Annotated in this window: 29 protein-coding genes; 18 read left to right on the forward strand and 11 right to left on the reverse strand. The window is 50.7% G+C overall.

Going from position 1 to position 24964, the window contains the following annotated elements:
- The first annotated feature begins 6 nt into the window (after positions 1-6).
- Positions 7-1086 carry a 4Fe-4S dicluster domain-containing protein gene (locus tag HG1285_RS12545; protein ID WP_008286764.1) on the forward strand — a complete coding sequence of 360 codons (1080 nt, stop codon included), beginning with the start codon at positions 7-9 and terminating at the stop codon, positions 1084-1086.
- Positions 1079-1888: an FAD/NAD(P)-binding protein gene (locus HG1285_RS12540; protein WP_008286765.1), complete on the forward strand. Its 810-nt coding sequence runs from the start codon at positions 1079-1081 to the stop codon at positions 1886-1888. Before HG1285_RS12545 ends, HG1285_RS12540 begins: the two co-directional genes overlap by 8 nt.
- On the opposite strand, the gene HG1285_RS12535 is transcribed toward HG1285_RS12540, so the two are convergent.
- Together HG1285_RS12535 and HG1285_RS12530 are read right to left on the reverse strand one after the other, a co-directional pair.
- Positions 1875-3134, reverse strand: coding sequence for a Ni/Fe hydrogenase subunit alpha (locus HG1285_RS12535; RefSeq protein ID WP_008286766.1), 1260 nt, complete (start codon positions 3132-3134; stop codon positions 1875-1877). The genes HG1285_RS12540 and HG1285_RS12535 overlap by 14 nt on opposite strands.
- Positions 3127-3885, reverse strand: coding sequence for an NADH ubiquinone dehydrogenase (locus HG1285_RS12530; protein ID WP_008286767.1), 759 nt, complete (start codon positions 3883-3885; stop codon positions 3127-3129). The genes HG1285_RS12535 and HG1285_RS12530 overlap by 8 nt, the downstream gene beginning before the upstream one ends.
- A gap of 182 nt (positions 3886-4067) precedes the next feature.
- Between HG1285_RS12530 and HG1285_RS12525 the strand changes: the two genes are divergently transcribed.
- Positions 4068-4379, forward strand: a complete 312-nt coding sequence (locus HG1285_RS12525; protein WP_008286768.1) for a ribbon-helix-helix domain-containing protein — start codon at positions 4068-4070, stop codon at positions 4377-4379.
- Here the strand turns inward: HG1285_RS12525 and HG1285_RS12520 are convergent.
- From HG1285_RS12520 to HG1285_RS12505, 4 genes are read right to left on the reverse strand one after another with little or no spacing between them, the layout of a single operon-like run.
- On the reverse strand, positions 4376-4912 hold the full coding sequence (locus HG1285_RS12520; protein WP_050777663.1) for a class I SAM-dependent methyltransferase: 537 nt from the start codon (positions 4910-4912) through the stop codon (positions 4376-4378). The two genes, HG1285_RS12525 and HG1285_RS12520, sit on opposite strands and share 4 nt — an antisense overlap.
- Positions 4905-5948, reverse strand: a complete 1044-nt coding sequence (locus tag HG1285_RS12515; RefSeq protein WP_008286770.1) for a succinyl-CoA synthetase subunit alpha — start codon at positions 5946-5948, stop codon at positions 4905-4907. Before HG1285_RS12515 ends, HG1285_RS12520 begins: the two co-directional genes overlap by 8 nt.
- Positions 5949-5998: 50 nt before the next feature.
- The gene (locus HG1285_RS12510; RefSeq protein WP_008286771.1) at positions 5999-6796 is read right to left on the reverse strand and encodes a YihY/virulence factor BrkB family protein; all 798 of its coding nucleotides are present in this window, start codon (positions 6794-6796) and stop codon (positions 5999-6001) included.
- Positions 6783-7883: a KamA family radical SAM protein gene (locus tag HG1285_RS12505; RefSeq protein WP_032496447.1), complete on the reverse strand. Its 1101-nt coding sequence runs from the start codon at positions 7881-7883 to the stop codon at positions 6783-6785. The genes HG1285_RS12510 and HG1285_RS12505 overlap by 14 nt, the downstream gene beginning before the upstream one ends.
- Positions 7884-8077: 194 nt before the next feature.
- On the opposite strand from HG1285_RS12505, the gene HG1285_RS19430 reads away from it, so the two are divergent.
- The 4 genes from HG1285_RS19430 (at position 8078) to dnaA (ending at position 11511) form a co-directional block, all read left to right on the forward strand.
- A complete protein-coding gene (locus HG1285_RS19430) occupies positions 8078-8491 on the forward strand; it encodes a twin-arginine translocase TatA/TatE family subunit (RefSeq protein WP_008286773.1) in 414 nt (137 codons plus the stop codon).
- Entirely contained in the window at positions 8415-9194 is a 780-nt protein-coding gene (gene tatC, locus HG1285_RS12500; protein WP_232219458.1) for a twin-arginine translocase subunit TatC, read from the forward strand. Before HG1285_RS19430 ends, tatC begins: the two co-directional genes overlap by 77 nt.
- Positions 9191-10201, forward strand: coding sequence for an aldo/keto reductase (locus HG1285_RS12495; protein ID WP_008286775.1), 1011 nt, complete (start codon positions 9191-9193; stop codon positions 10199-10201). Before tatC ends, HG1285_RS12495 begins: the two co-directional genes overlap by 4 nt.
- 86 nt (positions 10202-10287) lie before the next feature.
- Positions 10288-11511, forward strand: coding sequence for a chromosomal replication initiator protein DnaA (gene dnaA / locus HG1285_RS12490; protein WP_008286776.1), 1224 nt, complete (start codon positions 10288-10290; stop codon positions 11509-11511).
- On the opposite strand, the gene fbp is transcribed toward dnaA, so the two are convergent.
- Complete coding sequence (gene fbp / locus HG1285_RS12485) at positions 11508-12653, reverse strand: fructose-1,6-bisphosphate aldolase/phosphatase (RefSeq protein ID WP_008286777.1); 1146 nt, start codon at positions 12651-12653, stop codon at positions 11508-11510. The genes dnaA and fbp overlap by 4 nt on opposite strands.
- 75 nt (positions 12654-12728) lie before the next feature.
- Between fbp and gltX the strand changes: the two genes are divergently transcribed.
- A complete protein-coding gene (gene gltX / locus HG1285_RS12480; protein ID WP_008286778.1) occupies positions 12729-14144 on the forward strand; it encodes a glutamate--tRNA ligase in 1416 nt (471 codons plus the stop codon).
- Here gltX and HG1285_RS12475 read toward each other — a convergent pair.
- A complete protein-coding gene (locus HG1285_RS12475) occupies positions 14141-14827 on the reverse strand; it encodes a Crp/Fnr family transcriptional regulator (RefSeq protein ID WP_008286779.1) in 687 nt (228 codons plus the stop codon). The two genes, gltX and HG1285_RS12475, sit on opposite strands and share 4 nt — an antisense overlap.
- Positions 14828-14859: 32 nt before the next feature.
- Between HG1285_RS12475 and HG1285_RS12470 the strand changes: the two genes are divergently transcribed.
- From HG1285_RS12470 to HG1285_RS12460, 3 genes are read left to right on the forward strand one after another with little or no spacing between them, the layout of a single operon-like run.
- Entirely contained in the window at positions 14860-15096 is a 237-nt protein-coding gene (locus tag HG1285_RS12470) for a MoaD/ThiS family protein (protein ID WP_008286780.1), read from the forward strand.
- Positions 15096-16058, forward strand: coding sequence for a glycosyltransferase family 9 protein (locus tag HG1285_RS12465; RefSeq protein WP_008286781.1), 963 nt, complete (start codon positions 15096-15098; stop codon positions 16056-16058). Before HG1285_RS12470 ends, HG1285_RS12465 begins: the two co-directional genes overlap by 1 nt.
- 27 nt (positions 16059-16085) lie before the next feature.
- On the forward strand, positions 16086-17507 hold the full coding sequence (locus HG1285_RS12460) for a hypothetical protein (RefSeq protein WP_008286782.1): 1422 nt from the start codon (positions 16086-16088) through the stop codon (positions 17505-17507).
- Here the strand turns inward: HG1285_RS12460 and metF are convergent.
- Positions 17488-18384, reverse strand: a complete 897-nt coding sequence (gene metF, locus HG1285_RS12455) for a methylenetetrahydrofolate reductase [NAD(P)H] (RefSeq protein WP_008286783.1) — start codon at positions 18382-18384, stop codon at positions 17488-17490. The two genes, HG1285_RS12460 and metF, sit on opposite strands and share 20 nt — an antisense overlap.
- A 43-nt stretch (positions 18385-18427) precedes the next feature.
- Here metF and HG1285_RS12450 point away from each other — a divergent pair, with 43 nt between their 5' ends.
- Positions 18428-20053: a hypothetical protein gene (locus tag HG1285_RS12450; RefSeq protein ID WP_008286784.1), complete on the forward strand. Its 1626-nt coding sequence runs from the start codon at positions 18428-18430 to the stop codon at positions 20051-20053.
- Positions 20043-20606, forward strand: coding sequence for a hypothetical protein (locus tag HG1285_RS12445; protein ID WP_008286785.1), 564 nt, complete (start codon positions 20043-20045; stop codon positions 20604-20606). Before HG1285_RS12450 ends, HG1285_RS12445 begins: the two co-directional genes overlap by 11 nt.
- Here the strand turns inward: HG1285_RS12445 and HG1285_RS12440 are convergent.
- Both HG1285_RS12440 and epmA read right to left on the reverse strand, forming a co-directional pair.
- Positions 20596-20931, reverse strand: coding sequence for a hypothetical protein (locus tag HG1285_RS12440; protein ID WP_008286786.1), 336 nt, complete (start codon positions 20929-20931; stop codon positions 20596-20598). The genes HG1285_RS12445 and HG1285_RS12440 overlap by 11 nt on opposite strands.
- Positions 20918-21817 carry an elongation factor P--(R)-beta-lysine ligase gene (epmA, locus tag HG1285_RS12435; RefSeq protein WP_232219459.1) on the reverse strand — a complete coding sequence of 300 codons (900 nt, stop codon included), beginning with the start codon at positions 21815-21817 and terminating at the stop codon, positions 20918-20920. The genes HG1285_RS12440 and epmA overlap by 14 nt, the downstream gene beginning before the upstream one ends.
- Positions 21818-21830: 13 nt before the next feature.
- Between epmA and HG1285_RS12430 the strand changes: the two genes are divergently transcribed.
- From HG1285_RS12430 to HG1285_RS12410, 5 genes are read left to right on the forward strand one after another with little or no spacing between them, the layout of a single operon-like run.
- The gene (locus HG1285_RS12430) at positions 21831-22121 is read left to right on the forward strand and encodes a cupin domain-containing protein (RefSeq protein WP_008286788.1); all 291 of its coding nucleotides are present in this window, start codon (positions 21831-21833) and stop codon (positions 22119-22121) included.
- Complete coding sequence (locus tag HG1285_RS12425) at positions 22121-22564, forward strand: hypothetical protein (protein WP_008286789.1); 444 nt, start codon at positions 22121-22123, stop codon at positions 22562-22564. Before HG1285_RS12430 ends, HG1285_RS12425 begins: the two co-directional genes overlap by 1 nt.
- Before the next feature lie 21 nt (positions 22565-22585).
- A complete protein-coding gene (ychF, locus tag HG1285_RS12420; RefSeq protein WP_008286790.1) occupies positions 22586-23698 on the forward strand; it encodes a redox-regulated ATPase YchF in 1113 nt (370 codons plus the stop codon).
- Between the two features lie 5 nt (positions 23699-23703).
- Positions 23704-24192, forward strand: coding sequence for a 2-C-methyl-D-erythritol 2,4-cyclodiphosphate synthase (gene ispF, locus HG1285_RS12415; RefSeq protein ID WP_198005428.1), 489 nt, complete (start codon positions 23704-23706; stop codon positions 24190-24192).
- Positions 24182-24940, forward strand: coding sequence for a patatin-like phospholipase family protein (locus HG1285_RS12410; protein WP_008286792.1), 759 nt, complete (start codon positions 24182-24184; stop codon positions 24938-24940). Before ispF ends, HG1285_RS12410 begins: the two co-directional genes overlap by 11 nt.
- Positions 24941-24964: the final 24 nt, after the last annotated feature.

The raw sequence follows: 24964 nt of genomic DNA on the forward strand, positions 1-24964 counted from the left end.
CCTTTAATGCTTAAAAAGCTGGTTCCCAAGGAAGAGCTTGGAGTCCTCATAGACCTCCTGAAGAAAAGGGGTTATGCAGTTGTAGCACCCGTTCTGAAGGACGGCGTAGTCCTATTTGAGGAGATTAATGACTTCTCGGAGGTGGCAAAGGGTATAGAGGAGGAGCAGGAGAAGGGGCATTACAGGGTGAAGGAGTCAGGATTTTGGTTCGGCTACGTCCACGGACCGAACTCTCTGAAGCACTTTCTCCATCCTCCAAGAACGGAGCTCCTCAGGATAAAGCCCGACCTCTCTCAGGAGGTACACCTTGAAAGAAAGAAGTACGCCTTCTTCGGCGTAAGGGGCTGTGATCTAGCGTCGCTGAGAATTCTGGACTACGTTTTCATAAAGAAAAATCCCCATAAGGACAGCTATTACAGTGCTTTGAGGGAAGGTGTCTTTACGGTCGCTATTAACTGCACCCAACCCGCAAAGACCTGCTTCTGCACATCTATGGGAACAGGTCCCTTTACCGAAGGGAAGAGTGACCTTACGATTACTGAGCTTAAGGATGGATTCCTTGTCAGGGCGTTTACGGAGAAGGGAGAGGAGATTCTTAAAGGGCTGAGGGCTGAAGCCCCCAAAGGAAAGGATTACAGGGAGGAAAGGACGCTCAGAGAGCGTGCTATCTCAGGAATAAAAAGAAAGGTGGAAACGGAGGGGCTACCGCAGAAACTTCTGGAAAGGCTTGAGAGCCCCCTCTGGGAAGAGGTTGCGAAGAGGTGTCTCGCCTGTGGGAGCTGTGCCATGGTGTGTCCCACCTGCTTTTGCTACGAGGTCGTTGATGAAGTCAGCCTTGACGGTTCGGAGTCCGTCAGGTTCAGAAGCTGGGACGTCTGCTTCAGGGAGGAGTTCTCTGCCATACATGGCGTTCCCCTAAGGTCAAGCATCGCTTCAAGGTACAGGCAGTGGCTCCTTCACAAGTTCTCCTATTGGGTTGGTCAGTTCGGTGAGTTCGGCTGTGTTGGTTGCGGCAGGTGTATAACCTGGTGCCCCGTTGGGATAGACATAACTGAGGAAGTAGGGAGGCTCCTCTCCGATGGATAGCCCCTTCGTGCTGAGGAAAGCCCTTATAAGGAAGGTGGTTGAGGAGAACGAGAACACGAAGCGCTTTCTCCTTGAAGTTGAAAACTTTCCAGAGTTCAAGCCGGGTCAGTTCAACATGCTCTACGTTTACGCCCAGGGTGAGGTCCCCATATCCATAAGCTCAATTAGGAGAGACCTTATAGAGCACACCGTCAGGCTCGTCGGGGAGGTTACTGAAGACCTTTTCCTTCTGAAGGAAGGTGATTGTATAGGCATAAGGGGACCCTACGGAACCCACTTTCCAGTTGAGAGGTACGAGGGATGGGATATAGTCCTTGTTGCGGGTGGTCTCGGTCTTGCGGACATAAAGCCGGTGGTTGAGTACCTGATAGAAAGAAGGGGAGCTTACGGGAGGGTATTTCTCCTCGTTGGTGCTAAGAACCCCTCGGGTCTTCTCTATAAAGAGGAATACAAAAAATGGGAGGAAGGAGATATTGGGCTTCTTCTTACCGTTGATAAGCCTACGGATGACTGGAGTGGACACGTCGGCGTTGTCACGGAGCTATTTAAGTTTGTGGAGCTCAATCCTGACAGAACCGTCGGGATGATGTGCGGTCCGGAGGTAATGATGTACTTCACGACCAAGAAGCTCCTGGAGCTCGGTCTTTCCGAAGGGAACATCTACCTCTCAATGGAGAGACACATGAAGTGCGCTGTGGGAACCTGCGGGCACTGCCAGTTCGGTTACACCTTCGTCTGCAAGGACGGACCCATATTCTCCTACGAGAGGATAAAGCCTATCTTCGGCGTTAAGGAACTCTGATAACCTCAAGGAAGTGAGACGCACAGGAGATACAGGGGTCAAAGTTCCTCACAAGTTTCTCAGCCAATACCCTAATGTCTCCATTCTTGAGAGTTTTCAGACCTAACAGCACGTCCTCCTCCATTGCCCTCTGATTCTGGGAGGTGGGAGGAACTATGTTCGCAAATACGACCTCTCCCTTAGAGTTCACTCTGTATCTGTGGTAGAGAATTCCCCTCGGAGCCTCAGTTATTCCAACACCTTCTCCTTCCCTAATGCTGTATTCCACATGAGGTTCTCCACCCTCAAACTTCTCAAGGATGTGTTTCGCTTCCCTCAGGGCGTATATGACCTCAACGATCCTTGCGATTATGCTCTTGAAGGGGTTTCTGGCAGGTAAAACGCCTTCAACCTTTTCCCTCAAGTCCTGCGGCAGCTTGCCGAAGTTGTTGTAAATCCTCGCCAGAGCCCCAACCTCATAGGCTTTCCCGTCCTTGAGTCTGGAGTAGAGTGCGGTTGAGTGGGGCAGCTGGTACTCTACGAAGTACTCTTCGTACTCATTTTTTTCTATGTTCATACCCTCTGAAGAGACCGCACTCCCCTCCGTTATCGGATATACCTCATGATTTCCCAGGGAGACGAAAATTCTCTCCTTTTCCATCTCCGGGTAGTCAAAATTCAGGAAGAGCTCAAGGGCTTTCTCCGCGAAGGGTAGCGCAGATTCTATCTCCGCGAGGGTGTTCTCTATCCTTGGGGCTGAAGGGATTTTGTAAAAACCACCTACTCTTATGTTTACTGGGTGTATATGCCTCCCTCCTAGGAGTTCTATTATTGAGTTCCCAGTCTTTCTTATCTGTAAACCGGCCTCCAGAAGTTCTCTCTTTTCCCTCATCAGCTCAAGGAAGCTTTCCCTCTCATAGAAGTCCGGAAGGTGCAGGAAGAATATGTGTGCGGAGTGGCTTGAGACCCACTCACCGCAGTAGATAGCCCTCCTGAGCTCCCTTATATGCCTCGGAACCTTCAGCTCAAATATACTCTCAAAGGCTTCCACTGCTGTCAGCTGGTAAGCGACCGGACAGAGACCGCATATCCTCGCAACTGTGTCTATGACCTGATCGGGTTTCTTCCCCTTCAGGAGCCTCTCAAAGAACCTCGGTGGTTCAAATATCTCAAGCCGAACGTCCTTTACCTCTTCACCTTCCGTGAGAACAGACAGCCTTCCCAGACCCTCCACCCTCGTAAGAGGGTCTATCCTGACCTCACTCAACCTTTTCCTCCAAAACCTTTCTGAAGGTCTCCGAGTAAGCGTTTTCGTTCTCAAAGAGCCTTACCACATCCCTTTTGGACATACCGATCTGCTCAAACCAGTTCACAAGGGACTCAACGTTTGCCCCTTTGCAGGGACCAAAGCATCCATAGCACCCTCTTCCCACAGACGGACAGAGCGCCCCGCAACCAGCCCTCACAACAGGTCCCAAACAGGGTATTCGGTAGGCGTCCATTACGCAGATGTTTCCCCTCAGCTTGCACTCCATACAGAGTGGGTAGCTGGGGATCTCGGGTCTCCTGCTGTGAAGTAGCGCCTTAACGAAATTTTCAAGTATGTGGGGGTTTATCGGACATCCGTATATCTCATAGTCCACCTTCACGTGTTCACTTATGGGGGTTGATCTCTTAAGGACCTTTATGAACTCTGGTTTCGGGTATACAGAGCTGAACTCTTCCAAACTGCCGAAGTTCCTCAGAGCCTGGATTCCCCCCGAGGTAGCGCACGCTCCTATCGTTACAAGAAGGCGTGCCTTCTCTCTAACTTCTTTTATAAACTCAGCCTCCTCTTGGGTGGATACAGACCCTTCAACGAAAGCTATGTCTATAGGTTCAAGTTTGTTTTCGGACTTTCCCAGGAACCAATACCTGAAGTCCAGGTGTTCCCATAGAGAAGGGAGGTCAAGGAAAATCGCCTGACACCCATCGCAGGAGGAGAGCTTGAATACCCCTACCCTCAGCTTATTCTTCATACCCTCTATTAAGTATAACCCCCCAGATAAGGCTAAAACACCCCTGTTTTGTTAATATAATTGTGATTATATTAGCAATATACAATGTAATACATATAATTTACAGACTGATCTTGTATACTCTTTGGCGGTGAGTAATTTAAAAAGCTAAGTAATACACAAATGTGGTAAGATCAGGTGCCATGAAGGGGGTTATATCCTTTAGACTGGAGCCTTCTCTTCTTGAGGAGCTGGACAGGGTATCTAAGGAAGAAGGTAAGACCAGAACAGGAGTAATAAAGGAGGCTATAAGATACTATCTCCAGCATGTTCATCGTAAGAATAGTTCGGAGGGTTTTGTCCCTTTTTTAGAGTATAAGAAGGTGAACGAGGAGCTGAAGGACGCCCTCAGGAGGATAAGTGAGCTTGAGGCTAAGGTTGCGGAGCTTTCCAAGGAAAACGAACAGCTCAGGAAGGAGGCTGGCAGAGAAAAGAAGAGAAGGTGGTTCTTCTAAGGCTTCCTTGCGACCAGAGTGGTTATGTTTGAGACCTCACAGTAGTAGAGGATTTCCATATCACCGAACTCTTCAATCAGCTCACCCTTTCTCAGTAGATAGCTTGGATTGAAGGATGGGTTAACTGAGGAGTGGTCTTCGTTATAGGTCTCAAAGATGAGTACTCCTCCGCTCTTTAATGACCTCTTTATCTTAGGAAATGTGTTCCTGTTCAGGAAATAGAAGTTGAGTATAAGGTTATACCTTGAAACGCCAAAGGAGAACCTGTCCGCATCCAGGGGTTTAAACTTGACGCTCACACCTTCACGTTTAGCCTTCAGACGTGCCTTCCTTATGGCTACATCGGAAACATCAAAGGCTTCAACACTGAATCCCTTTTTTGCCAAGTATATGGAAGTCTCTCCGGTGCCACAGGCTATATCAAGTGCCCTTCCATAAGGTGCAAGGTGGTAAAAGCGTGTGAGCGTGGCATGGAGGGCAGACTCCCTACCCTCCAAATATCTCCTGTTCCATCTCAGTCGGTCATCAATCACCTTTAAACTCACAGCTTTCGGGGTCTATGGTTGAGTAGAGGGGCTGTACCCTTCCTTCCGGCGTTGAGTCCTCAAAGTCCCTCTCAACTCCGAGCTCTTCTATGCAATTAACGAGGTCGTGGTAGAACTCTGCCACCTTGACTAGTCCCGTCTCTTTCCCAACTTCGTTGAAGAGCCTTATCTTGTCGGTAGCCTTTCCTTTACCTCTCTCCACTATCGCACCTGCGTGTCCAAAGGACACACCCTCAAGCCCTTCCTGGAACCTTCCCGCCACGAAGGCTGCAACGGGTATGTTCCACTTACCTTCCTTATAAAGTCTCCTTATGGTTTCAGCAGCCTGCTCCTCGTATGTTCCACCGACCTCACCCTGAATTATCACGCCCTTTACGTTGGGGTCGTCCTTTATCTCCTCAAGAACATCCGCGAAGGTGGTACAGGCTATTATGTCACCGCCGAGAGCAAGAGCCATGTAAACGCCCCAACCTCTTCTCATAAACATCTCTGCGGTGGTGGTGGTCAATCCTCCGGACTTGGAGAGTATGACGAGACCACCATCTCTGTAGGCTATGGAGGGGTTCTTACCACCTATCGCACCGATCCTTGCAGGCACCCTCGGGACAATGCAACCCAGAGAGGTAGGACCCACTATGGTCACACCCCTTTCCTTGGCGTAGTGGTAGAAGTAAACGGTGTCCCTTATGGGGACGTGCTCGGTGATTATGTATATTACGCTTATTCCTGCGTCAACGAGTTCAATGACCGCATCCTTCACGGAGGCAGGAGGAACGTATATGAGTCCCGTGTTTACGTCTCTACCTTCGGGGGAGTTGAGGGCTTCCTTTACCGTGTTGAAGACGGGAACTCCAGATACCTCCTGTCCGCCCTTTCCGGGGGTAACGCCGACCTTTATCGTTCCAGGGTACAGGGCTTCTGTCTCTGAAACCACCTGGGAGGCTTCCCTTCCCGTAATACCTATCACTATGACCCTCGTTTTGTCGTTGAGGTACTTGGTTCCAACGTTCCAGTTTCTTTCCATCTTCTTCCTCCTGAGGAATAAAACAGTATTTTAACAGATGTGCCGGGTCTTTAGCTCCCCTTGGCGTCCTCAAACTCCCTGAGTCTGTGTATGAGGCGGGCTCCGTACAGTAATATTAGGAATATCAGGTTTATCCATAGCAGGGATACAACTATGGTGCTCAGCGAGCCGTAAAGCAGGCTACCCTTGAACAGGTGGGCTATGTACCAGGTAAAGGCGAGCTGGCTCAGGAACATAAGCAGTGATATGTATGTGGACAGGAGAAAAAGCCTCGTTACACCTATTCCCCTTTTAAGGAAGCTCCTGTATATAAGGGATAGCATTAGTGCCCCCGGCAGGACGTAAGAGAGGTCAAGGAGCAGTGAGTACCCTGTGGGTATCACGAGCTTAATGTATATGCTGAGCAGGAACGATAGCGATATAACGAGTACCGTCCCGAGCAGGAACACGGGCATGAACAGCCAGTAGAAGAGCTCCCTCTTTTCCCCGAGCTCTCCCTCAGATACGAAAGCGAACGCTCTACCCATGTACTTTATAAAACCGACCGAGAAGAAGTAGGAAATCCCCAAGGCTATGAGGGATGTCTGTCCGCTCCTCTTCTGGACTTCCAATATCTCCTGAACCACCCTGTTGGTGTACTGGGGAAAGAACCGGTCAAGGGTGCGTTCAATCTCGGAAAGCTCAACCATGGGCAGGAGGCTGACAAGGTTCAGAAGGACTATTGTCAGGGGAGCCATTGAGAGTAGGAAGTGGTACGTTAAGGCTCCCGAGTGGTAGGTGTAGTTGTTCCTGAGGAGGTCAAACAGGCTGAGGACAGCTCCCTGCAAAAAAGCCCTAAATAAGTTCATCTATAGTGTACTCCACGAGCTCACCGGTAAAGCTCTCAAAGAGAAAGCTGTTCCCCTCCCTTCCGACGACGTAATTGGGCTGGAGAGGTACCTTTCCCTTACCACCGGGCAGGTCAACGGCGTAGGTTGGTATACCCATCCCCGATATTTTACCCCTCAGGAATCTCATTATCTCAAGACCCTTATCTACAGTCGTTCTGAAATGGACTGCTCCCCTTATCGGGTCGCAGTGGAAGAGATACTGGGGCTTAACCTTTATCCTCAGGAGCTTCCTGAAGAGAGATAGCATGATCTCTGGGTTGTCGTTTACGCCTTTGAGGAGAACCGTCTGGTTGTTTACGGGAATACCGTGCCTCAGAAGTCTATCCACAGCCTCCTCGGCAAGCTCCGTCACCTCTTTCGGGTGGTTGAAGTGGGTGTTTATCCATATCGGTGAGTACTTCTCAAGTATCGAGAGGAGCTCTTCGTCAAAGAACCTCTGAGGGGCGAGTACGGGCAGCCGCGTGCCAAACCTCACGATCTCCACGTGCTTTATCTCCCTCAAACCTTTAAGTATGTACTCTATCTTTTCGTTGCTCAGGCTCAGGGGTTCACCTCCCGATATAAGGACGTCCCTTACCTCCTCATGCTCCCTTATGTAGGAAAGCATCCTGTCTATTTCCTCTTTCGTCCTCGCTCGCTCCCCCTCAGCGAATATCCTCTTTCTCATACAGTGCCTGCAGTAAACTGCGCAAAAGGTGGTAACGGACATCAATACCCTGTCGGGATAGCGATGGGTCAGACCGGGTATGTCACCTTCTTCCCTGAGGGCATCGGGCTCACCAGCACTCTGAGCCTCCTCGTCAACCTCAATCCTTCTCGGTATAGCCTGTAATCTTATAGGGTCTTCTGTATCATCGGGATCCATGAGGGAAAGGTAGTAGGGCGTTATGGCCAAGGGGTAGAGACCCTGCGTAAGCCTTATCCCCTCCACCTCCTCTTCAGTGAGCCTTACATATCTTTGAAGCTCCTCCAGGCTCTTTATCCTGTTCCTTATCTGCCAGCTGTAATCTCTCCAGAGATGTCGGGGAACTTTATGAAAGAGCATAAGAGATAGTGTATAAAAAGAGGGGGCGGTTTTCACCTGCCCCCCGTACTGCCGAAGCTCCCCTCCCGCTTCGTTTATAAATAAAACGCCGTTTTAAAAAGGATATAGCCCTCAAAACTCATAAATAATGATTTAGATCATGCTGTTAAGGTGCCTTTCCAACGGCTTTCACAAGCTCCTATAATAGTTAAGCTATGGAAATCCAGCTGGTAATAGTCCTGATAATAGCCTTCATAGTTCTGGGTCCTGAGAGGATGATGGATCTCGCTGTCAAGCTCGGGGAAGCGGTCAGGAAGGTCAGAGAGATGTGGGAAGAGGTAAGGATGCAGGCTTACATGGAGGAGATAAACAAGAAGGTGCTTGAGGAAGAGCAGAAGGCTCAGGAGCTTGATGAAAGAACCGAGGACGAGACTGCAGATGAGTACGACGAGGTTGATGAGCCCCTACCTGACGTTGTAACCGAAGATTATAATGAAGACTACCTGAACGAAGAGCTCGTGGTTGAAGAAGAGAAGGAGGAACTGGAAGAGGATGAGCACAGAGAACAATCAGCTCCCGACGATGCCCCTCACGGAACATCTGAGGGAACTCAGAACAAGACTGATTAGGTCTATAATCGCCTTTTTGATCGCTGCGGGTGGCTCCTTTTACTTCGCCCGTTACGTCTTTGAGTTCCTGAAAGAGCCGGTTGTCAAGTCCTATCCCGATGTGGAGCTGATAACTCTCTCTCCAACGGAACCCCTCTTTATACTCATAAAGATATCTCTTACGGTGGGACTGATAATAGCCTCTCCCGTGATACTCTTTGAGATTTGGAGGTTCGTTGAGCCAGCTCTTTACCCCCAGGAGAAGAAGCTCTTTATACCCCTGCTCCTTTCCTCGGTTCTGCTCTTCGTCATGGGCGGCGTTTTTGCCTACGCAGTCGTTCTGCCTATGGCTTTGAAGTTCTTGCTGGGGCTCGGTTTCTCCCAGCTTGCGGCCACCCCCTACCTTTCGGTGAACCTGTACGTTAGCTTCGTTCTCAAGATGCTCATAGCCTTCGGTATAGCCTTTGAGATGCCCATATTCCTGTACATGCTTCAGAGGGCTGGGGTGGTCAGCCAGCAACAGCTCAAGAAGTTCCGCAGATACTTTATAGTGGTCGCCTTCCTCGTGGGCGCTCTCATAGCCCCGGACGTGGCGACCCAGGTTCTCATGGCTATACCCCTGCTCGTGCTCTACGAGGTATCAATACTGCTCGGCAGAACTGTGAGAAAGGGCGAAAAGGAAAAGGCTCTTGCCAGGGTAGAAGAGGAGGAAACAAGGGAATGATATACAGGAGGTTCAGAGGATACGAGCTCTCGGAGCTCGGTGTGGGGACTTACCTCGGAGAGCTGGACGAGGAGACCGACAGGAGATACGAGGAGACCATAAAGCTCGGCGTGGAGAGGGGTGTAAACGTGGTGGATACGGCGATAAACTACCGCTACATGAAGAGTGAGAGGGTTATAGGCAGGGTTATAGAGGACGTAGGCAGGGAAAGGATGTGGATCTCCACCAAGGGTGGTTACGTCCCCTTTGACGCGGATGCCAAGGAGGATCCCAAGCTCTTCTTTGAGGAAAACTTCCTGAAACCAGGACTGATAAACCCCAACGATATGACACCTCAGGGTCATTACCTCGGTGGCAGATTTATAGAATGGTGCTTCAACAAGGGTCTTGAGAATATGAACACGGAGTACATAGACGTATACTTCATCCACAACCCTGAGGAGCAGTTGCTCTTTACAGAGAAGGAAGAGTTCTACAACAGACTGAGAGAATGTTTTGATGTGCTGGAGGAGAAGGTAAGGGAAAATAGGCTGAAGTTCTATGGTCTCGCAACGTGGCACGGCTTCAGGATTCCACGGGGAGCACGTCAGCACCTTGACCTGTCTGAAATACTTAAGATCGCGGAGGAGGTTGGTGGGAAAGACCACCACTTCGCTTTCATACAGCTACCCTACAACTTGGGCATGCACGAGGCTTTCTCCCTGAAGAACCAGACCCTGGGAGGTAAAGAGGTCTCTACCCTTGAAGCCTGTCGTGAGCTCGGGATATACGTTTACACGAGCGCCTCCCTCTACCAGGGGAACGTGATAGGCAGAGTACCACCACAGCTAAAGGATAGGTTTGGAGTGGACAAGGACGTCCTTGTCGCCCTTCAGTTCGTAAGGAGCACGCCAGGTGTGGGCACCGCCCTCGTTGGTATGAGTAGACCTGAACACATGATAGAGAATCTGGGCGTTGAAGAGCTTGAGCCTCTGAGGGAAGAGGAATTTTTGTCGCTCTTCAAATGACTTTGAAATCAAGGGATAAATACCTGATAGGCAAGCCTTTTTAGCTTCAGGTTGTCCTCGGGGCTGATGGAAGAATATAGATAGCTATGGAAGAACTAAACATAAAAACCTTCCTATCCTATGTGGAGAGGGTGGATAGGGGATTGCTTTCCCTCGTTGGAAAGTTCCGTATGGAGGAGAGAGAGGGCAAGATATTCCTCTTTACCGAGGATAGAAAACTTAAGGAGAACATAGAGAGCTTCCTCCTGACTAAGTTCGGCAACGGGTTTAGGGATAAGGTGGTCGTGCTCCTTGAGGGCGAGGAGAGCGATGGTTCCCCTGGGGTTCGTAAGAAGGCTGCGGAAGGACTAAACGTTAAGTATTCCTTTAACAATTTCGTGGTGGGTGAGGGAAACAGGCTCGCCTACGAGGTAGCGCTGGAGGTGGCAAACAGCCCCGGCAGTCTGTACAACCCCCTGTTCATATACGGGGGAGTGGGGCTAGGCAAAACACACCTCCTCCAGGCTATAGGAAACTTCTGCGTGGAGAAAGGCTACCACGTGGTTTACAAGTCCGCCAACGACTTCTCTGAGGAGATGGTTGAAGCTATAAAGACGGGTAGCGTTAAGGAGTTCAGGAACAGGTACAGAAGCATAGACCTGTTGCTTCTTGACGATATACAGTTCCTCTCGGGTAAGACCCGAACCCAGGTGGAGTTCTTCAACATCTTTAACCACATGTTCCTCAAGGAGAAGCAGATAGTCCTCGCTTCCGACAGACATCCGAAGGAGCTAAAGGATGTGTCCGACAGGCTCGTCAGCAGGTTTGAAGGCGGGCTGGTGGTTGAGATATGCCTGGACGAGCTGACAAAGCTGGAGATAATAAAGCGCAAGCTCTGCGAGCTGAAGATAGAGGTTCAGGACAGGATAGTTGAAAGTCTTATGGAGCAGACCTCAAACAACGTCAGGGACATAGAGGGAACTATAAGGGGGTTGAAGCTCAGGGGAGTTGAGCACCTGAAGAGAAAAAAGGTCAGCGTGAACGACCTTGAGAAGATAAAGTTGTATACCGCCGTTCACTTCGGTATAGAGCCGGAAGAGCTAACCGGCAGTAAGCGATCCAAGAAGGTGAACAGGGCGAGGCACATCGCCTTTTACCTCTGCAGGAAACTGACGGACGCCTCACTCATAGAGATAGCCCGTGCCTTCAACAGGAACGACCACTCAACCGTCATATACGGGATAAGGAAGATAGAGGAAGAGAGGCGGAAGGACAGGAAGCTGAACTACATAATCAGCTTCCTTGAAAAACACATAGGAGACAGGCTTTAGTCCATGTCCTCCTTCTCTATAACCTGGTCTTTGTCAAGCCTCTGCTCCTCTATGTCGTAGAACCTGTTTTCCAGCTTCTTAAGTATCTTGGGCAGTGTGGTGTACTCCATCTCCTCAGCGGGAAGTCTGTGGGGTTCAAATATTCCCTGCCTCCTCAGTATGTCAGCCATATCCTGAGCCCTTACCCTCGCCTTGTCAAAGGCAGGGTCTCTGAACATGTCCGTGGGACCAACGAGCTTACCTGAAGAAAGCTGATACCCGGCCGCTATGACTCTGGGTGGTCCGTCAAACCTTGAAGGTCTTGCGTCCTCAAAGGATACGGGCATAAGGGGTCCGTTGTGAGAGCCCCTCATCCACCCTTCCACTATCCAGGGTCTAGCGAAGGGCTCAAGTATCTCCCCGACCGCAGGGAAACCGCTCTGAGACCTGACTATCATGACGGGGTCGTCCTTCCCAACGTACTGACCAGCCATAAGGGAGAGTCTCTGAGTGGAAGCGGTTGCCGCTATCTCACCGTCGTAGTCCCTGTAAACGTTCTTGACCACGTACTTACCAACCGAACCTATTAGGGCGAGCAGGTCGTACAGCTCTGCCGGTGTGCTGAGGCGGACGGCTTTCCCCGTGTAAACGTCCAGAACCTCAAAGGTGTATCCATCGTGCATCTTTGGGTCTATTACTAGACCTGCTGTGTTCATGGGGTCTGAGAACATCTCGTATAGGGGGAGGTTCCATGCGCTGGGAGAGGTCTTGTCGGCGAAGAAGACTATGACGGGTTCGGAGGGTCTCTCCTCAAACTCCATCTCGGCTACACCGGGACCTAAACCCTTTATATTCCCGCTGAAGGCGTCTGTGAGAAGATCCTGACCAGCACCGTAGAGTTTCAGCTTCTTGGCGACTTCCGTTCCCCTCTCAAAGGCGTTCCATGCTATCCCGTGGACGAGCTCGTTGTCAACGCCGTGGGTGTGGGTCATAACTATGGCGATATCGTCACCGCAGGTCAGTATGCTGACGTCTATAAGGTTCCCTTTCTCCTTCTCCTGCTCAGCAACGTTCTTCACGGTCTCTACGACCTCTGGATGGGTGGCGGAGTGACCAACGTAACCGCCTATGTCAGCCTTTATCACGCTCAGAGTGAGTTTCATCTCCTGCCTCCTTTTATATCCTTACTAAAATTTTCCGTGTCTATTATATCCCATACTCCCTATAATTAAATAGCCATGGTAAAAACCCGCTTTGCACCAAGTCCCACGGGCTATCTGCACCTTGGTAACGCCAGGACAGCCATATTCAGCTACCTCTTCGCCAGACACAACGGTGGTGAGTTTGTGCTCAGGATTGAGGACACCGACAGGGAGCGCTCCAGGAGAGAGTATGAGGAGATGCTCCTGAAAGACCTTGAGTGGCTCGGTATGGAATGGGATGAGTTCTACAGGCAGTCGGAGAGGTTTGATATATACAGAGAGTACGTTGAGAAGCTCCTCCAGAGCGGACATGCCTACCCCTGCTTCTGCACTCCAGAAGAGCTTGAGGAGGAGAGAAAAGAGGCACAGAAAAGGGGAGTCGCCTACAGATACTCGGGAAAGTGTAGAGCTCTATCTCCCGATGAAGTTGAGAGCCTGAAGAGAGAGGGGAAGAGCTTTACCATACGCTTCCGCGTGCCCGAGGGTGAGGAGGTCGTCTTTGAAGACCTCGTGAAGGGTTACATATCTATAAATGCGGACGACTTCGGGGATTTTGTGATAGTGAGGAGCGACGGGAGCCCCACCTACAACTTCGTCGTCGTTGTAGACGATGCCCTCATGGGCATAACCCACGTTGTAAGGGGGGAAGACCACATACCCAACACTCCCAAGCAGATACTCATTTACAGGGCTCTCGGCTTTGAGGTTCCGAGGTTCGCCCACCTGCCCGTCATACTGGGTGAGGACAGGAGCAAGCTCTCTAAAAGGCACGGGGCTGTTTCCGTCAAAAACTACAGGGAGGAGGGCTTCCTTCCCGAAGCTCTCTTCAACTACCTCTGTCTGCTCGGGTGGTCTCCTCCTGGTTCTGAGAGGGAGATATTTTCAAAGGAGGAGCTCATAGGGCTCTTTGACCTGAAAGATGTGAACTCTGCCCCTGCGGTCTTCAATAGGGATAAGCTCAGGTGGATGAACGGCGTTTACATAAGGGAGGTGGTCAGTCTTGAGAGGCTGTACGAGGCTATACTTCCCTTCCTTGAGTCTGCGGGCTACGATGTGAGCGATGAGGATTACGTCAGGAAAGTCTTAGAGAGAACAAGGGACGCCTACGACACCTTTACGGAGGCTGTAGAGAAGCTCAGACCCTTCTTCGTGGACGAGGTGGACATATCCCCTGAGTTCTGGGGAAGGCTTGAGGACATGAGGAGCTACGAGGTTCTGAGCGCCTTTGTCGCTAAGCTGGAAGGCAGGGACATAGACACTCCGGAGGATGTGAAAGCCCTCGCCAAGGAGATACAGAAGGAGCTCGGTGTTAAGCCCAAGGAGATATGGCACTCCCTCAGGATAGCCCTGACGGGTCAGCTGGAGGGTGTGGGCATAGATGTACTCCTCTCAACCCTTCCCAAGGAGAGGATAATCAGGAGGATAGCGAGGGTGCTTGAAAGGTTCTCTTAAGGGTCTATCTCTTCCTCGGCATCGGGGGATACGAGCCAGAAGTTCCCCGAGTCTTCAATAACTCCCTTGAAGGTGAGAGCCTTTAGAGCCTTGGTAACAGCCTCCCTTGAGGAGCCTACCCTTGAGGCGAGGTCTCTGTGAGTCATCTTCCTGACCTTGAACTTTCCGCTCTCCATGACGCCCCTTTCCCTGCCCACCTCTAAGAGGAACTTTACTATCCTGCTTTCCACGTTCCGGAAGGCGAGAGCTTCAACCATGTCGTCCGTCCTTCTGAGGCGTGCGACGAGAGCTCTTATCACGTTGACCGACATGTCAGGGTTCTCCCTGAGGATTTTGAGGAAAGCCTCCCTGCTCAGGACTGCAAGCTTTGTAGGCTCTTCAGCGATCACCGTTGCAGAGCGGGGAAGACCGTCTATCATGCTCATCTCTCCCAGAAACTCCCCCGGTCCAAGCTCGGCGAGGACGAGTTCGTTCCCGTGCTCATCAAAGAGTGAAGCCCTCACCTTTCCCTCAATGACCAGGTACATATCGCTGCTTTCGTCCTTTTCGTAGAAGAGCACCTCCCCCATGGGGAGGTCTATAAACTTAAACTTCAGTGAGATCTTTCTAAGATCGCTCTCGGGCAGGTTTTGAAAAAGAACGCTCCTCTTCAGAAAATCTACGAGCTTCCCCGTCTCCCCCATGTCTTTATAGATTTTAGTTTATATTAAATTCCATGCCAAGGGTGGTTTACTTCTCCGTTCTCAGGGACAGGCTCGGATTATCGGAGGAAGAGGTGCAATTCAGGGGAAGTGTAAGCAAGCTGAGGGAGTTTTTAAAGGAGAAGCACCCTGAGGTGGCGGATATACTTGATAGGGTCAAGTTCGCTGTGAACGAGGAGTACGTCGGGGAAGATTACAACCTTGAAGGTGACGAAAGGGTTGCGATAATACCGCCCGTGAGCGGTGGGTGATGAAGAAAGCTCTCATAGTCCGTCTTTCCTCTCTCGGTGACGTGGTTCTGAGCTCCGTCCTCATTGAACCCCTGATAAAGGCGGGCTACAAACCTTACCTCCTGACATTTAAACCCTACCACTCCCTCTTTGAGGACGACTGGAGGGTCACAGCCATAGGTACTACAAAGGATGAGCTGTTTAATGCAGGCTTTATCGCTGAGTTGAAGAGGCATAACTTTGAGCTCGTTGTTGACGTGCACAAGAACCTAAGGACCTTCAAGCTGAGAAGAAAGATCGGCGGCAGGTGGCTCACCTACAGGAAGGACGCCTTGAGAAGGAGGCTTGCGGTCAGGTTTCCTCGTTTCAGGAGACCTTACTCTGTTACCGAGAGCTACCTCGGTGCGCTCGGCGATATGGCTAAAGGAGCCTTGCCCTTACCGCAGGTGCTCGTATCTCAGGAAAGGTTAGAGAGGCTTAAGGAGGTTCTTCCTTCGGGGGATTTCGTTGCCCTGGGGGCTGGAGCTCGCTACAGGAAGAAGAAGTACCCCTACTTTAGAGAGCTGGCGAGGCTCTTCATGGAGAACAGCTTTGAGGTCGTATGGCTGGGGGACGAGACGGACGCTAAGGAGCTGGGAGACGTGGAGGGGATAAACCTGTGTGGAAAGCTCGGGCTCGCGGATGTTCTCGGAGTGATAAAGCTCGCGACGGCATTTGTGGGAAACGACTCGGGACTCCTCCACTGTGCGAGGGCTGTCAGGACTCCGGCAGTTCAGATATACGGAGGAACTCACCCGACCTTCGGCTTCGCGCTCTATCCGGAGGAAGGAAAGTTTATCCTGAAAGGTCTTGAGTGCCAGCCCTGTGATGTGCACGGGAAGGGTGACTGCCGGTGGGGAGATTACAGGTGTCTTGATATAGAACCTTCGGTTGTATTCTCTGAAACTCTGAGATTAGTCAGTGCCCGTGCGGGGCGCCTTTAGAAATTAAATACATAGGGAGGTGGTGCCATGGGAGTATTTGAGACCCTTGTTCTAAAGGAAAGTCTGTCTAACGTGGAGAAGCTCGTGCTGCTGAGGGAGCTCCTCAAGCGCGAGATGGACGTTATGAACGAGTACTGCAAGATAAACCACAAGATCCCCAAAGATTATGCGATAGAGCTGTGCCACCTGCACAACGTGAAGAAGGTAAACATAGCAAGGCTCCTCTCAATGATTAAGGAGTTTGACCCCAAGTTCATGGAAGCTCTCATGAACACAGATCCCAAGGTGAGACAGTACATATCCTACTACTTTGACTTTATGAAGAGGCATCCGTACTTTGAGGAAGTCCTAGAGCCCCAGAACCTCTTTGGCAACTGGGATTACATAAGGTATAAGCTGAAGATATTCTTCCCGGAGCTCACCTTTGATGAGATAGACAGGTTCAAGTTCAAGAGACAGGAGTTCATTGATTACGTTCACGACAAGATCGGCGAACCGACCGAGCTTATAGAGGAGAAGCTAACTAAAGCCACTTGGTACGAAACCGTCCCCTACCTTGAGCTTGAGAGCGAAATGGACTCCCGCTGGCACCCCGAGCCCATAATGACCGAAGAGGACTGGGAGTTCATAAGAAGGAACATAAACGGTAGGAAGAACGTAATAGTGCCCGGGAACAACGGGGAGGAAAAGCTCGTTTACGTGGAGATAAACATACCTGAGGAGGAGCTTGACAGGTATAAGAAGGACAGAGAGGGTCTTAAAAAACTCCTGATGGAGAGGTACAACCTTGACGAGCACGGAGCTGAGCAGGTACTGAGAAAGGCTGGGTGGGAATCGGAGCACTACCACATAATACCTCCCGTACACACGGACGCCCATGCGGACTACGGAGACACAAGACCCAACAAGGAAAAGCCCAGAGTCCGGGAGAAGATGAACTTCAGTATAAGTGAGCTAACCGCCCACGTGAGGTATCTGGGTGGTCTGGAACTTGAGATGCTCAACTACTGGGAACTCCTCTACGAAAAGCTTGAAGAGGTAAAGGATAAGCTGACCCTGTTCATAAGAACAAAGAGGAGACTCCTCGGCAAGCTTTTTGGGATTTACTACACCCTTGACCCGGTCATGGCGGAGGCTATACTCACCTACGACCCCGAGATGGTTCAGAGATTGAAAGAGCTCGTGACCAAGACGGGAGTGAGGAACAAGAAGTTCGTTCTTTACGAGAACAGAGCAGCCTGGGAGGAGGTCAAGAGGAGGGTAGTTTCGCGCTTTCCGGAGGTCAGCGAGGAGGAGGTGGAGAAGTTCAAGGGAGATAGAAAGGGCTTTCTTGACTACCTAACCAAGAAGCTGGGAAGGGACAGGGACTTTATAGACGAGAGGCTTGAAGACGCCGGCTGGCTTAGGAGTGAGGAGGTTCCCTCCTTCGTCAGGCATATAGGTCCCTGACCGGGACCAGATCCTTTATGGCTGAGTATATATTTAGGGTGGCTTTAGATCTGTTCAGCGTGTAAAAGTGTAAACCCGGGACACCGTTCCTCAAGAGGTCTTCACACTGCTTTACCGCAAACTCAACACCTATCTTTGCTACCTCCTCGGGTTTATCTTCCACGGGCTCCATCTTCTCTATGAGGGACTGGGGTATGGTAGCACCGCACATGCTGGCGAACTTCTTTATCTGCTTGAAGTTGGTTATCGGCATTATCCCTGGTATTATGGGTATCTCTATTCCAGCTTTTAGACAGAGTTCCACGAACTCGTAGTAGTACCTGTTCTCAAAGAACATCTGGGTTATGGAGAAGTCAGCCCCGGCTTCAACCTTCTCCTTGAAGAACCTTATTTCCCATTCCATGTTGGGGGATTCGGGGTGACCCTCCGGGTAGCTGGCAACCCCCACAGAGAAGTAGTCTCCGAACCTTTCTCTTATAAGCTCAACGAGCTCTTTCGCATAACTGCAGGCTCCCTCAGGGGGTCTAAAGTCGGGCGTATCGTGGGGAACGTCCCCCCTCAGGGCGAGTATGTTTTCTATCCCTATCCCCCTGTAATCCTCAAGTATCTCTATCAGCTCTTCCCTCGTATGGGCTATGCAGGTCAGGTGTGCCATTACGGTCAGTCCGACTTCTTCGTGGATCCTCTTGACTACGTTCCTCGTCCTGTCCCTCGTGGAACCCCCCGCCCCGTAGGTGACGGACACAAAGGTGGGCTTTAGCTCTTCAAGCTCCTTTATGGTTTGGAACAGCTGCCTCTCTCCCTCTTCACCCTTTGGAGGGAAGAACTCAAAGGATACTGAAAAGATCCCCTTTTTGAATATCTCGCCTATCTTCAAAGCTTTACACCTCTAAACTACAGAGTTTATATCATATTATGCGGTGCATACAATAGGCAGGGCTGTTCTGATCTTTCTCTGCACGTTCGCGCTTGCATACTCTAAACCCCACAGCTCCACCTCCCAGGACATAAACAGGCTTCTCGCGGAGCAGGGCTTTCCCGAGATAAAGCTCCTCTCAAGAAAGGGTAGGATAATCGTCTTTAAAGCCTTACTATCCGTCGATCCGGACAAGTTGGACAGGGTATACACATGCCTGCTTTCAGAGAAAATATGTGTTGAAGGATACCCCACTTACCTGAAAGATAACAGGCTACTCTTGGTAAGGAATGGCAGGTTTTTTGAGCTTGACCTTGCAACCATGAAAGAGAGGGTCCTGGGAAAACTCCCCGCGGTTGCGAGGGTGGGTGAGGACAAAAGGGTGGAGATAGTCCACGAGGGCAGGGTGATCAAGATAAGGGATCCCTTCCCAAAGCACTGGGTTTATCCCAAGGAGAGAGGCGTAGTTCCATGCGAGGATATCTACTGGACATGGGGTGAGGACTGGAACCTATTTGTTAGCAGGGAAGGACGTGTAGTGAAGAAGAGGGGCAAAAGGTTCGTGTGTATCCTCGGGAAGGTAATAGATCTCAGGAAGGATGGGGAAAGGATTACATTCAGACCCGCAAGGAGGGTAATTAAAAAGGTGGCTACAGTTACCGGAAGTTTCTCCGCAAGCTTCTTCAGAGGTCTTGTGATCCTCCTGGGGCGGATTGGCGAAACGTCTACCAAGAAGATGATAGTTATGGACAAAGACCTCAATACCAGGGCGCGGGTGGATCTCGGAGGAGATGTCAGGCTCGTCGTCCTTTCAGATGGGGAGTTCTATATAACCCTTGAAACATACGATATGAGGAGCTATCTATACAGACTTGACCCCGAGGCAGGATCCCTTAAGAGGCTCCTGTCCTACAAAACAGAAAACATATATCAACGCTACCTTTTCATTCCCTTGGGAGAAAGGGGATACATAGTTATCCGACCTCCCTACAGTATATGTGTCAGCCCGACTTGGCAGGGTGGGTGTGTTGAAGAAAGGCATTACAGGGGCAAGGCTTTAGTTGTGGACTTAAAGGGCAACGCTCTAAAGACTATAGACCTGCCTGAAAGAACCGAGGTTTACCTCATGGACGGTGCCTTTGTATTCTGCAGAGAAAGGTGTGTCTTTGTGGACGGGAACCTTAGAACAAAGCCCCTCGGTTTTGGTGGGTTTTCAAACGGATGGAGGGGTGAGGATGTAAAGGTGTTCTTTGACGGGGATGAGACTTTTCTTCTTTTCAAAGACGGGAGTTTCAGAAAGGTCCCAAAGGGGTGCAGGGTAAGGGTGCACTCCAGAACCGTCTTCTGTCTATACAACGAGACCGAAGCTGAGCTGAGGGATTTAAAAACGTGGAATATCCTCGGAAGGACCTCTGCGGTTCCATACCCGGATCATGTCTATGAAAGGTTCGTTCTCAAGGGCAGGGTAATGGTCCTCAAAGCGGAAAGTGGCAGGGTGGTAGATTACAGGAGGCTGGAGTGTGAAGGTTTGCCTCCTCAGGACGTAGTCTTCAACAGGGACAGGTTCTACGTGATCTACTCTGATCATAGCAAGGTCTGTATGGAGGCTTTCAGGATAGATGTGGATTAGTCTCCTGCTCATTCTCTCAGGGTTCGTTTTTGGTTTAGAGATAGGAAAGGTGGAGGTGAGGGAGAGGGACGTTATGATATATGTAAAGGACGCGGAGCGTATAACCCTTGAGGTCTTTGACCCCCCAAAGGTAAGTAGGGCGAGTCCCAACTTAGACCCCAAAGGACTTCACAGGATATTCAGATACACTTACGCTGTTCCCTGCTACGGTCTTGCCTACTACAAAGATGAGACTGAGAATGTATTCGCGCTGGTTAAGATCGGAGACGATGCGTGGTCTGTTGAGACCGAACTTATGCCCAAAAGGAATGGGTTTTATCTGCTTCCTCTAAGGATATGTCCCTGCTTTTCGGATGTAGAACTTAAGGAGATAGATTTCTGGAACAAACCCTTAGAGGTGGCCTGTGCGGATAACTCTCTGATATGGATAAACTATACGCATAAAGAAGCCCTGAAAGAACTCGGATTTGAGGGAAACCTTATTTTCAAGGTAAGGATAAAGGACGAAAAGGGTGATAGGAAAACCCTTGAGATCAGGATACCTAACCCTTAGCCTTTCCTCTGCCGGTGAGCGTTTCCACGAGGGCTATTATCTTCATCTTACACGGCGCGGGAGCCTTCGTGAACATCCCGAGGGCGTCTATAACCCTGTTCACATCCTCTCTGTCGTTCTCCTCAGCAAAGCTGTGCAGGTACTCAAGTATGCCCTCTATCTCCGAAGATAGCTTCCTGTCCGACAGGACTTCTTCAACGCTCCTGCCGTCCCTGAACTTCCTGAGCGCCTTCATACACTTGACCACGAGGTCGTCCCTGAACTCTGACCACTTTAGGTCTGAAAACCTGAGAACTATGTCCAGAAATACCTCAAAGGGGCTCATGGTTAAATAATTCTATATCGTTGAGGGTTTCCTTTCCCACCCAGAGCATAAAGAGCCTGTTCACACCGATGGAACAACCTGCACAGGGAGGTATCTTGTGATGCGCTGCTATAAACTCCTCGTCTATGGGCAGGTTTCTCTTTTCAGCCTCAGTCTTCATCCTTCTCCTCACCTCCTCCGGGTCTGTCTCCTCCGTCCAGCCGTTGGCGATCTCAATCCCCTTTATGAACAGCTCAAACCTATTAGCTAATCCGCCTTCCACCCTTGCAAGGGCTGAGAGCCTTTCGGGAAAGTCCTTTAAAAAGGTGGGCTTATCAAATCCCAGCCTCCTCTCCACCTCTATGAACGCCCTGTAAAAGAGGGTCTCCCAGCCTTCTTCCTCTTGGAAGTGTATGCCCTTATCTTTCAGGGACGCTTTAAGGTCTTTCTCGTCTTCACCCAGCTCTATACCCAAGTGTTTTTCAAAGGCTTCGGAAACGCTGATCTCCTCAAACTCCTCATAGCCGAACAGCTCCCGGAGGAGTTCCTTTATCTCCTCTATCAGGTAGCGGTAGTCTGCTCCTATTCTGTACCACTCAAGCATGTGGAACTCAAGGCGGTGGAGTCTGCCGTGCTCGTCGTTTCTGAAGACCTTGGCTATCTGGAATATGTGCCTCTTATACTCCGCAAGGATCTTCTTCATGGAGTACTCGGGAGAGGTCTGGAGCCAGAGGGTCTCTTTTCTTCCTCTCCTCTTAACTTCCACAGGTATGGGCTCTACGTTGGAGTCAAGGTTGGGAAACTTCAGCAGTACAGGGGTTGAAACCTCAAGATAGCCTCTACCTCTGAAGAAGGTTCTGAGTTCGTTTATGAAGGTGTCCCACTTTTCAAGGAGCATCGGACGCATATAATTTTATGCTATGGGAGTGAGGGTAGATTCCACCGGTGTGAAGGATGAGATAGAGATAAAGGATACCCTCAGGAGGAAGGGCTACTCGGTTTACACCTGGTCTGATCCTCCCGGAACTTACTACCCCACCCACACCCACCCAGACCGAGAAGTTAGGTGGGTTGTTGAGGGAGAGGTTGTTATAGGCGTGGAGGGAAAGGAGATAACCCTTAGGGAAGGGGACATGGTGGAGCTTGATCCTAACACGCCCCACTGGGCGAAGACGGAGGTGGGAGTTAGGTACATATGTGGGTCTAAGTGATGGGTAAGATAATTGAGTTCCCCTCGGGGGACGGCGGGAAGAAGAGGAAAGGAGAGGGTAGAAAGCTCAAGGCGGAGAAGCTCACCCAGGAAGAGTTTATGGAGCTCCTTGAACCCTTCAAGGAGGGTCTCAGGAGGCTTTACCCATCTCAGGTCAAGGACGTGCTCGGTGTAGCGGGCTTCGGTGAGCGCTGTGGAAACGAGGTTTTTGTCATGGGAGTCCTCGCCTGGGAGTCTCTAAAGCAGAGCTCGCCTGTCCTGTCAACCTTCTTAGCCCTCTTCATCGGAGGGAAGCTGGAGAAGATCTCCTTCCTTGAGGCTAAAAACAACTACTGGGACTGGAGGTTGATGCTTGATACCTACCAGACCCGCTTCAACACCAAGGAGATGTTTGAAGAGCTCCAACTGCTCAGGGAACAGGTGCTGGGTGGAAATATGACCTGATAGGGGCTATATTATTCCGCTATGGGTTTTAATCTCGGAATAGTGGGACTCCCCAACGTGGGTAAGTCTACCCTCTTTAACGCTCTCACCCAAACCGCCAAAGCTCAGGCAGCCAACTATCCCTTCTGCACCATAGAGCCCAACGTGGGCGTGGTGGAAGTCCCTGACGAACGGCTCTACAGGATAGCGGAGTTGGAAAAGTCCAAGAAGGTAACCCCCACCTTCATAGAGTTCGTGGACATAGCAGGTCTCGTGAAGGGTGCCAGCAAGGGCGAAGGGCTCGGCAACCAGTTCCTCTCCCACATAAGGGAGGTGGACGCCATAGCGATGGTACTCAGGTGCTTTGCGAACCCGGACGTGGTTCACGTGGAGGGCAGCGTTGACCCCATAAGGGACGCTGACATCATAGATGTGGAGCTAATAGCCAAGGACTTGGAGAGCGTAAATAAGAGACTTGAAAAGGTTGAAAAGACCGCCAAAGGCGGTGATAAAAAGGCAAAGGAAGAGCTCGGACATCTGAAGGCGATCAAAGAGATACTTGATAGCCTTGAGCCCCTCAGAAGACACAGAGAAGAACTCCCCGAGGACGCTTGGGAGTATGCAAAGAAGGATCTTTTCCTCCTGACTACAAAGCCCATGATGTACGTGGCGAACGTAGGCGAGGAAGACCTCCCAGAGGGGGAGAACAACCCCCACCTCCAGAAGGTAAGGGAGAGGGCACAGAGGGAGAACGCTCCAGTTGTGGTGGTCTGTGCGGAGATAGAGGCTCAGCTTGCGGGTCTTGAGGAGGAGGAGAGGAGAGAGCTCCTTGAGGCTTACGGACTATCAGAGCCCGGACTGAACAAGGTCATAAGGGAAGGCTACAAGCTCTTAAACCTGATCACCTTCTTTACCGCAGGCGAGAAAGAGACTCGGGCGTGGACGATAGTTAAAGGGACTAAGGCTCCCCAGGCTGCGGGCAAGATCCACTCGGACATAGAGAGAGGCTTCATCGCCGCGGAGGTCATAAACTACGAGGACTACATAAAGGTCGGTTCCATGACCAAGGCTAAGGAAAAGGGTCTCGTCCGTCTTGAAGGCAAAGAATACGAAGTCCAAGACGGAGACATAATCTACTTCAGGTTCAACGTGTGATGGGTATGTCTTCGGTGCACTTCAGAACTGGTCTTGGCTTTGACTCCCACGAGTTTGAGAAGGGCAAGCCCCTTTACATAGGCGGTGTTTGTATAGACTTCCCCTTAGGGCTCAAGGGGCATTCCGATGGGGATGTCCTGCTCCACGCTATAACCGACGCTATACTGGGTGCCCTTGGAGAGCCAGATATAGGGGAGCTCTTCAGCGACAGGGACGAGAGGTGGAAGGGAGCTCCTTCGGAGCTGTTTTTGAGGGAAGCCCTGGAGAGGGTGAGGGAGAAAGGTTACGAGCTCATAAACCTTGACTGCGTTCTGATAGCGGACAAGCCCAAGATAGCTCCTTACAAGGGGAAGATAAAGGGTAAGCTCTCTGAGCTAACGGGTTTGCCTCTGGAAAGGATATCAATTAAAGGCAAGAGGAGGGAGGGATTCTGTGAGGTTGAGGGAATAGCCTGTATGTGCACGGTACTCTTGGGGAAGCCTGATGAGGGTTAATCTCGTCCTTTCCGGTGGGGCGGCGAGGGGTATAGCCCACATAGGGGTGATAAAAGCCCTTGAGGAGCTCGGCTTCAGTATAAAGGCTCTCAGCGGAGTGAGTGCGGGCTCAATAGTTGCGGTCTTTTACTCTTACGGCTACACTCCGGAGGATATGCTCAAGCTCGTCAAAGAGACGCGATGGTTCTCCCTATTCAGACCCAAGATACCGCGGAGCGGTCTATTCTCCTTCAAGAGGGCTGAGAAGTATCTGAAAGAGCTTATACCCGTTGACAGGCTGGAGAGGCTTCCCAGAAGGGTTTACATCTGTGCCACAGACCTGCTATCAGCCCGTTCGTTTTACTTCAAGAAAGGGGAGCTCGTACCTGTCCTTCTGGGTAGCTGTGCACTTCCGGGCATATTTGAGCCCGTCAAGTACGAGAGGTACGTTCTAATAGACGGGGGTGTGATGAACAACCTTCCGGTGGAACCCTTTGAGAGGTACAGAACACCTAAGATAGGTGTGGACGTGAACCCCATAGAGCGGATCGATAGGGTGGGTAATATAGTGAACGTACTTATAAGGAGCTTCTTTCTTGCGGTGCGCTCAAACGTGGATAAGAGGAAGGAGCTGTGCGACCTCGTGATAACGCCCGACATAGTGAAGTTCTCTCCCCTTGACGTGAGGAAGGCTGATGAGCTTTACGCTTTAGGTTACAAGAAGACCATGACCATCATGAAGAAGTTCATTAAAGAGGCAGGCTTTTAGCTCCACGCCTTTTCCGTAATTGTA

The organism is Hydrogenivirga sp. 128-5-R1-1, from assembly GCF_000171895.1.